This window comes from Mesorhizobium sp. NFR06 (genome assembly GCF_900115245.1).
GTDB lineage: Bacteria > Pseudomonadota > Alphaproteobacteria > Rhizobiales > Rhizobiaceae > Mesorhizobium.
Genome location: NZ_FOVT01000021.1, coordinates 93005 through 100681, shown reverse-complemented (window position 1 = coordinate 100681; position 7677 = coordinate 93005). Strand labels below are relative to the sequence as shown.

The window sequence follows — 7677 nt, the reverse complement described above, 5'->3', positions numbered from 1 at the left end:
CGTGCGCCTCGCAAAAAGCCATTTCAATCCAGCGACGGCTATTTGCAGCCATGCTCGGCGATGGTCGCCTTCCAGTCCGCCGCTATTCCGTCGAGGGTGTCCTTTGCCGAGCCGCCATCCTTTAGGATGTAAGGTCCGAGACGTGCGTTCATCTGGTCGATGAGTTTGGCGTAATAGGGCTCCGCCCAGAAATCTTTCACGACAAACAGGCTCTGGTAGAAAGCGTCATTATAGGGAGTAGCGTTGCGGAATCTTGGCGATTCCAAAATCCGCGCATCGGCAGTATAGCCGCCGAGATCGGCCCATTTCTGCTGCGTGTCATCACGAGCGAGCCATTCAAGGAACTTCCTGGCTTCCTTCTGCTTGTGCGAATAGGACACGATCGAGATGCCCTGGCCGCCGAGCGCCGTGAAACGGTCGCCACCCGGGCCGGCCGGGCTGGCGAAGAATCCGGTGACGGAAGCGTTCGGATTGATCGACGGATTTACCAGCGCTGGGAAGAAGGCAAAGAAGTTCATGCTCATTGCCGCGAGATTTCCGGTGATGGCCAGGTCTTCCTCTCGATTGGTGGTATTGGCCCAGTCCGGCGGCGTGAAGGAATAGAGTTCCTTGTAAGCCTTCAATGCCCGAACAGCCTGCGGCGAGTTGACGATGCCGTCAACCGCGCAGGTGGCATAGTCGCCGAGTTCACCCCCGTAGCTGAACAATTCGGACATGAAGCCCAAGATCAGCCCGTCGCCGTGCTGCTCCGTATAGATAGCGACGCCGTAACGCGGCGGATTGGCCTGTGGTCGGTAGAAGAACTCGGCGATGTCGCGCAGTTGCATCCAGGTCTTCGGCGGGGCGAGGTCATAGCCGTATTTCTCCTTGAAGGCCTTCATCTCGGTGGGATCCTCGAACCAGTCCTTGCGATAGGCCCAGCCGATCGCGTCGGCTTCGAGCGGGACCGCCCAGTAACGGCCGCTGCCCTTCGGGTATTCCGAGTAGTAGGCCATTGAGGCGGGCGTCATGACCTTGATGAGGTCCAACTGCCGCACGAGATCGGTCAGCTCGGAATAGTGGCCCTCCGTCGCGCCGGCTCCCAGCCACTGCGAATCGCCGACGACCATGTCGTAGGAGTCCCCATGGGCGTTGAATTCCATGAATGCCTTGTCTTGGAAGCCGGGCCAGTTCACGGTCTCGACCGTGACTTTGACTCCGGTCTCGTTCTCGTACTCGTTAGCGAGTTCTTGCAGATAGTTGGCCGGGTCCCATTCCGCCCACAGGATGGTGAGCTCGGTCGCTGCGGCCGGCCCACACGCTGGCAGCAGCGCTAGGCCCGCGAGCAGGCCGATCCACAGTTGCTTGAACATGGCGCTCCTCCCGAAAGCACCTTGGCTACGGCGCTGCCGCTGCATGCGACAGCCGTTGCAGCAGGCCTCTTGCTTCCGCTAGGTCAGGCGTGTCTAAAGCCTCGTTGAATGCCGCGTAGGCGGGTGCGAGCAGGTCTCGCGCCTCGCTCCCGCGCCCGCGAACGGACCAAAGTCGGGCGAGGCGAAGCGCGGATCTCAGTTCGGCCAGTTTCGCACCTTGTTCGCGGGCGGCGGCCAGAGATTGGCGAAATAAGCCTTCGACGGCATCGTCTCGCGGGTCCAGCAGCGAGAGCAGCTCTCCTTTGGCGCTCAACAATTCTGGCAGCTGATAATTGGAGTCGGACTTGGCGAGCGCCTCGAACGCCTGCTCCAGAAGCACTAACCCCTCGCTTGCCTCGCCGCGCTCGCCGCAGGCGCGGCGGCGCGAATGGCAGGACGCCTTCAAATTGGCCGAGCGGCTGTGCCGTGAGCAACAGCGCTTAGAGCGAAAGCTCGCCGAAACCATCGGTTTTCCGAGTGCAATGATACTCTCGAATGGTGAGAGTGTGACACTGCATTCACTGAAGGAAATCCGTGGATCATTGGGCGTCGACTCCGTCGACGCAGTTGTTCGCGCGAACGCCGAAGCCGAGTTCGCGGCCCATCAGGCGCGCTGGGATGCTGCCGACACGGAAATACGATACTCCGCTGCGATGCTTGCTGAGCACGAGGCGGCCAACCGAGCGGAGGCCTTGCTCGAAGAATTGTCTGAAACGCCTGCCACTACCCTTGTCGGTGTGGCAGCCAAGCTTGATGCCGTCCTTAAGGAAGGTCAGCCGTCCGAAGACGAAGCCGAGTTTCCCTGGCCCCAAATCCGCTCGGTCATCGAGGATATCGCCCGGATTAGCCGGCAGAGAGAGACGGGTTGAAGGCGTCTATGCCCTTTCGCGCAAGTCGGTAACTCCCCAAGCATTCGGAAATTTGCTGAGTTCCTGTCAGCGCACCGCGACAGACTCACATTCCGCGGAGTGACAGATGCAAAAGCGAGAAGCCTCGTCGGAATCGAAACGGCCTGCTCCTGTTGCGGTATGGATAAAGCCTAAGCTTACGAGCCCTCACCCTGCTGATCAGCATGTCGGCAGGCAGATTGCGATCGTTCGCGTCCAGTCGGACGTATCGCAAGCCCAGCTTGCCCGATCCATAGGCATCAGCTTTCAGCAACTCCAGAAATACGAGAACGCGAGGAACCGCGTGAGCGCCTCCATGCTCTACGAGATCGCCACGTCACTTGGCGTTCCCGTTAGCCGCTTCTTCGAAGGCCTACCGGGCAACGAGACCACCCGGGAAATTCGACCTCTGCCGGTAGATGAGCGCATAGACTTCATCGCCAGTGCAGAAGGCCGGCGTCTCGTTGAGGGCTTGATGAACCTTAATCCGCGCGTACGCGGCCGGCTGGCGGCCTTGATCGCCGCCTTGGGAGGAGAACTGGCGGTCCTCGATACGGACCGGGGCAGCGCGACGATCGCAGAACCCGCGCTGGACGCGCGCAAGACGGCTTAGGCCGACAGGTAGTCACGCAAGCGAATCTGCTGTCGCCACGCTGAAATAATCGCCGTTGCCACAGGGGACCCCACCTATGGTGCGACTTTGCCGCCGGGGGGCGCCGACCGTCCAAAACCGGCTGAAAAACCGGCTGAATTCCGGATACCGAGCCGGTTCGCTCGCGTTGGCGAGGTCTAAAAGACAAGCAATTTCAATAGGATGGAATGGCGCGCCCGAAGAGATTCGAACTCCTGACCCCCAGATTCGTAGTCTGCACCCAAGGTGGACCTTTGCCTCCGCCGGCGATCACTGATGGATGCCGTCGAGGACGCAATCGTTAGGTCATGCAGCTTCCTTGAGCGCGGCTTTACGCTTTCTCTTCGTGAGGAGCTCGCGGACAAACTTGTCCCACCGCGCCATGGCAGCGCGCTTTTCCGGCATATAGTTCCAGCGATCGTAGCTCTTGGAACTGACGTCCTGCAGAGTGTGGTTTTGCAATCTGTCTCGGATCTCTTTCGAGAGACCTGCCTTTCCGGTAAGCGTCTTCCAGGTTCGCCGGAGATCGCGGTTTGTCACGACGGGGATGACCTCGCGATCGCGTTGGCGCCACATGAACGAATAGAGCGTGCCATGGCTGACCGGCTTGGACGGGTCGGTTGCGGATGGAAAAAACCAGCCAAATTCATTCGGCTTGATCGACCCGATAAGCTCGGCTGCGATCTTGGGCACGGGGATGGCGTGAGGCTTTCCATTCTTGGTCTTGGACCAATCGATGATGCGCTCGGCCGCATCCCATTGATCGACGTGTAGCCGAGCGATCTCCTCGACGCGCTGGCCGGTCAGCATGAGAATTCTTACGGCACGCGTGTAAGGCGGGTGGACCGGCGCATCCGGAGATTCGAGCCAGCGATAGAGACGGACAAATTCCTCCTCGTCCAACCAACGCGTTCCAACGATCTTTGGTTCAGTCGGAATACCAGCCGCCGGATTGTAGATGAGACGAAAGCGACGGACCGAGGTCGAGCGGTAGTCGTGCTCGGATTTCAGCCCCCAACTGTAGGCCGATCGAATATAGCTACGAACATGATCGGCCATGGACCGTTTGCCTCGCTGATAAATCGGGCGAATGATGTCCCTGATCTCATCAGGCTCGATGTCGCGGGCAGGACGGTTGCGACCGAGCGAATCGGCGATCTTGTTCAGGCCCTTTTCGGCCTCCTTCCAGGACGGTTTTCCATCTGCCTTGAGCGACGCGACGTAAGCCTCGAACAGATCGGCGACCGTGCCGGGTCGCGTGTCGCCCGCAATCTTGATGCTGCGTCCCTTCTGGATCATGTCGGCGAAGTCGCGTCTGAAAATCTCGCGGGCCTGGCTGAGGCCCATTGACGGATACGAGCCGAGCTTTTTCTTGAGACGCTTTTGGTCTCGCCATTGCTGGGCCATCCAGTCCGCCGTTACGCGGGTCGGCATTGGCTTTATCACGAGAACGAGGCGGCCTGTTCCGTGGCCCTCGCCATCGACAAGGTTCTGCTGCTTTCCGGTCTCCTCGACCTGCTTCAAAGCGCGGCGAATCTCTCCATCGGTAAGGCTTGGCACTGGGGTCTCCCGTAGGCTTTCGAGTGGGATCGGCTGACGGGTAGTAGGGGTCTGTGGTTGGGCTCAAAACGGGCTTTGATCCCCCTAAAACCGACCCCAATATGCCACAATATTCGACTCTGCGACAAGTCGAAAAATGTATATGTATCAATGTGCTATAGCGTGATCGTGCGTGATCGAAAAGGGGCGAGTGGGATGATTGTGCACCAGGATGACGGCGCTGGCGGAGAGTTCGAGCGCCCGTTTCACCACCTCGCGCGGATAGACCGGCGTATGGTCGACGGTGCCGGTCTGCTGCACTTCGTCGGCGATCAGTCCGTTCTTCTTGTCGAGGAACAGGATGCGGAACTGCTCGCGGCTCTCGAAAGCCATGGCCGAACGGCAATAGTCGAGCAGCTGCGTCCAGTTGGACAGGACCTCGCGGCCGCGCACCTCGCCGCGCGCCATGCGCTGGGCAGTGGCGGCGACGACTTTGAGATCGGCCGCCACGGCCGGCCCGATGCCTTTGACTTCCTCAAGCAGCGACGCCGGCGCGCCGAGCACTTCGGCCAGCGAGCCGAAGCGGGCAATAAGCGCCTTAGCGATGGGCTTGGTGTCGACGCGTGGGATCAGCCGGAAAAGCAGGAGTTCCAACAGTTCATAGTCGGGCAGGGCGTCGGGTCCGCCGGCGACAAAACGTTCGCGCAAGCGGTCGCGATGGCCGTGATAGTGCGGCTGCTCGGCCGCCGCGGCTTTTTTCCGAGACCTTTGCGGTGCTTCGATCCAGGCCTCGGAAAAGAATACCCGTTCGTCCTCGACTTTCCCCATTGCCTGCCCACCCCCTTCAGGCTTCCGGCAAAGCCTAAGCTGCGAGGCCGGGCCGGTCGAGCTTTTTCGGCGACAGCGTGAAGATCTCGCAGCCGGCGTCGGTAACGCCGATCGTGTGCTCGTACTGCGCCGACAGTGAACGGTCGCGCGTGACCGCCGTCCAGCCGTCCGACAGCACTTTCACATGCGGCCGGCCGAGATTGATCATCGGCTCGACGGTGAAGATCATGCCGGGCCGCATCTCGACGCCCTCATTGGCCGTGCCGTAGTGCAGGATGTTGGGTGCGTCGTGGAAAAGCTGGCCGACGCCGTGGCCGCAGAAGTCGCGCACCACAGAGCAGCGTTCGGCCTCGGCATAGGTCTGGATCGCGGCACCGATGGCGCCGGTGCGGGCGCCGGGCTTGATGGCAGCGATGCCGCGCATCAGGCATTCATAAGTCACTTCGAGCAGGCGCTCGGCGGCGCGCTTGATCGTGCCCACCGGATACATGCGCGAGGAATCGCCGTGCCAGCCATCGAGGATATAGGTGACGTCGATGTTGACGATATCGCCTTCCTTCAGCGGCTTGTTGTCGGGAATGCCATGGCAGACGACGTGGTTGATCGAGGTGCAGGACGACTTGGTGTAGCCGCGATAGTTGAGCGTCGCTGGCAGCGCGCCTTGGTCCATGCCGAATTCGAAGACGAAGCGGTCGATCGTTTCCGTCGTCACCCCCGGCTTCACCATCGGCACAAGTTCGTCGAGGCAGCGCGCGGTGAGATCGCAGGCCTTGCGCATGCCGGCAAAGCCTTCCTCGCCATAGAGGCGGATCTGGCCGGTATTTCTTAAGGGGGCCGTTGAGGCGTCGAGATAGGTAACCATTTTTGTCCGTTTGCCGGCGGTGGCTCCGATGGGAGCCGGAAGCGAAAATCCGCTCCAGATTTGGCACCGGAAGCCGCAAGGTTCAAGGACGAAGTGCGGTTGCGGCGTCCATTGCGGCTTTCCTTTGGCCATTCCATGCGTTAGGGCGGGTCCTCATATCCGGAGATCGCCTTGACGGCACCTGAACGCGAAAGATCGATGCTGCTGCCGGCCAGGACCGCCTGCGCGGGCCTGATGGCGTTGCTGATGTTCGCGCTGCTGAGCTTCGCTCAGGCCGGAATGTCGGCGTCGGCCGTATCGCTCCCGGGCGGTTTCAGCATCAGCGCCGCCCGCCCAGGCGACACGATCGCGTTGCTCAGGACCACCGGCAAGACGCAGGCGCTTGAAGTCCGGGCCGGCCGGCCGCTCCCCAAAAAGATCGTCAGCGGTAATCCAGGCGCGCTCGCGCATGCACCCGATTTTCTGGTTATCGGCCAGGCGTTGCCGGCCGAGATGGGTGTCACACCCGTATCGGGAAGCGCAACACCTTCGCGCACCAACCAACCGCGCGCGCCGCCCGCCGCGTAAAGCCGGGCCGCAAAGCGCGGCATTTTTCAATCAAAAACAGTCCTTCGCGTCGCGATCCGGCGACGGCCGCCGGCCGTCCACCGGTCGCCTGCGCGTCAGTTCGGATTCCGTTCAATGCAACGCATCAAGACGTTCAAGACACTCACGCGTGTGGTCCCCGCGGCCTCCTTTCTGGCGGTTCAGGCGGTCATCTGCATCGGCACCGTCTACTGGGCCGTTGCCGCCACCCTTCGGATGGAAGGCACGGCGGCGATCGTGCTCGGCGCCATCTTCGCGCTGCCGTCCGCCTATGTGCTGATGGTGGTTACCCGCATGGCCTATGATGCCGAGACTGACCCGGCCAACCAGTAGCGGCAAGGATATGGAACAGGGGCATGGGACAGGGCGACGCGGGTTGCGTCGCCCTGTCACACAATGGTTATCCGGCGGCCTTAGTCAGGTTTCCAGCCCCGGCGCTTGCCGGACTTGCCTCAGCTGCGACCAAGAACAGGTATGGTCGCGGCGGGCGCCGATCCGCCGCACCGGCGGGATGTCCGTTTACCGCACTGAGGTCACATTCCCGAGGCAGAACGCCGCCAAAGCAACTTTTCACAACGAGCGGCGTTGCTAGGGGCTGCGCCAGTTGGGGAGACAGGGAATGGACAGACTGCAATTCGAGGTGCCGGTGCGCATCACGCCCGCGCCCGGCCTGCCGGTCGAGGAAATCTATAGCGTCGAGCAGGCGCTCGATTTCCTGCAGGATTGGCCGAAGCGCCGACAGGGCAAGATCTATGACGCAGCCTTCAATGCCTGCTTCGGAGCCACGGTCGACGTGGCCAGCACCGAGGAGGCCTGCCGCGCGTTCGTGGCCTTCTGTCGCGTCAGCGGATTGTTGGCGAGGGACGCGATGTTTCCCACCAAGCGTGGCCGGGGGCCAGGGTCGTATCGCGAGGCGCGAGCTTGAAGCGCGACGCGCTTCAAGTCTTTGTTTTC

At 61.4% G+C, this 7677-nt stretch carries 10 protein-coding genes; 5 read left to right on the top strand and 5 right to left on the bottom strand.

Features of this window, described 5'->3' with window-relative positions:
* Positions 1-38 precede the first annotated feature (38 nt).
* Positions 39-1352 (bottom strand): extracellular solute-binding protein, encoded by a 1314-nt coding sequence (locus F3H96_RS27095; RefSeq protein ID WP_149804730.1) that lies wholly within the window; start codon positions 1350-1352, stop codon positions 39-41.
* 25 nt (positions 1353-1377) lie between these two features.
* Complete coding sequence (locus F3H96_RS27090; protein ID WP_149804729.1) at positions 1378-1731, bottom strand: hypothetical protein; 354 nt, start codon at positions 1729-1731, stop codon at positions 1378-1380.
* Between the two features lie 67 nt (positions 1732-1798).
* Here F3H96_RS27090 and F3H96_RS27085 point away from each other — a divergent pair, with 67 nt between their 5' ends.
* Positions 1799-2260, top strand: a complete 462-nt coding sequence (locus F3H96_RS27085) for a hypothetical protein (protein ID WP_149804728.1) — start codon at positions 1799-1801, stop codon at positions 2258-2260.
* Positions 2261-2366: 106 nt separating this feature from the next.
* The gene (locus tag F3H96_RS27080; RefSeq protein WP_149804727.1) at positions 2367-2891 is read left to right on the top strand and encodes a helix-turn-helix transcriptional regulator; all 525 of its coding nucleotides are present in this window, start codon (positions 2367-2369) and stop codon (positions 2889-2891) included.
* Positions 2892-3215: 324 nt separating this feature from the next.
* Here the strand turns inward: F3H96_RS27080 and F3H96_RS27075 are convergent, their stop codons facing one another.
* From F3H96_RS27075 to map, 3 genes are all read right to left on the bottom strand, one after another.
* Positions 3216-4469, bottom strand: a complete 1254-nt coding sequence (locus tag F3H96_RS27075) for a site-specific integrase (RefSeq protein WP_149804726.1) — start codon at positions 4467-4469, stop codon at positions 3216-3218.
* A 147-nt stretch (positions 4470-4616) separates the two neighbouring features.
* A complete protein-coding gene (gene radC, locus F3H96_RS27070; protein WP_149804725.1) occupies positions 4617-5276 on the bottom strand; it encodes a DNA repair protein RadC in 660 nt (219 codons plus the stop codon).
* Positions 5277-5310: 34 nt separating this feature from the next.
* A complete protein-coding gene (gene map / locus F3H96_RS27065) occupies positions 5311-6138 on the bottom strand; it encodes a type I methionyl aminopeptidase (protein ID WP_149804724.1) in 828 nt (275 codons plus the stop codon).
* Positions 6139-6309: 171 nt separating this feature from the next.
* Between map and F3H96_RS27060 the strand changes: the two genes are divergently transcribed.
* The 3 genes from F3H96_RS27060 to F3H96_RS27050 all read left to right on the top strand — a co-directional run bounded on the left by F3H96_RS27060 (position 6310) and on the right by F3H96_RS27050 (position 7648).
* On the top strand, positions 6310-6705 hold the full coding sequence (locus F3H96_RS27060) for a hypothetical protein (RefSeq protein WP_149804723.1): 396 nt from the start codon (positions 6310-6312) through the stop codon (positions 6703-6705).
* A 114-nt stretch (positions 6706-6819) separates the two neighbouring features.
* Complete coding sequence (locus F3H96_RS27055; protein ID WP_149804722.1) at positions 6820-7056, top strand: hypothetical protein; 237 nt, start codon at positions 6820-6822, stop codon at positions 7054-7056.
* Between the two features lie 286 nt (positions 7057-7342).
* Positions 7343-7648: a DUF982 domain-containing protein gene (locus F3H96_RS27050; protein WP_149804721.1), complete on the top strand. Its 306-nt coding sequence runs from the start codon at positions 7343-7345 to the stop codon at positions 7646-7648.
* The last annotated feature ends 29 nt before the right edge of the window (positions 7649-7677 follow it).

Coding starts and splice junctions, on each gene's coding strand:
- F3H96_RS27095 (WP_149804730.1), bottom strand. CDS start 1,352: ATGTTCAAGCAACTGTGGATCGGCCTGCTCGCGGGCCTAGCGCTGCTG.
- F3H96_RS27080 (WP_149804727.1), top strand. CDS start 2,367: ATGCAAAAGCGAGAAGCCTCGTCGGAATCGAAACGGCCTGCTCCTGTT.
- radC (WP_149804725.1), bottom strand. CDS start 5,276: ATGGGGAAAGTCGAGGACGAACGGGTATTCTTTTCCGAGGCCTGGATC.
- map (WP_149804724.1), bottom strand. CDS start 6,138: ATGGTTACCTATCTCGACGCCTCAACGGCCCCCTTAAGAAATACCGGC.
- F3H96_RS27055 (WP_149804722.1), top strand. CDS start 6,820: ATGCAACGCATCAAGACGTTCAAGACACTCACGCGTGTGGTCCCCGCG.
- F3H96_RS27050 (WP_149804721.1), top strand. CDS start 7,343: ATGGACAGACTGCAATTCGAGGTGCCGGTGCGCATCACGCCCGCGCCC.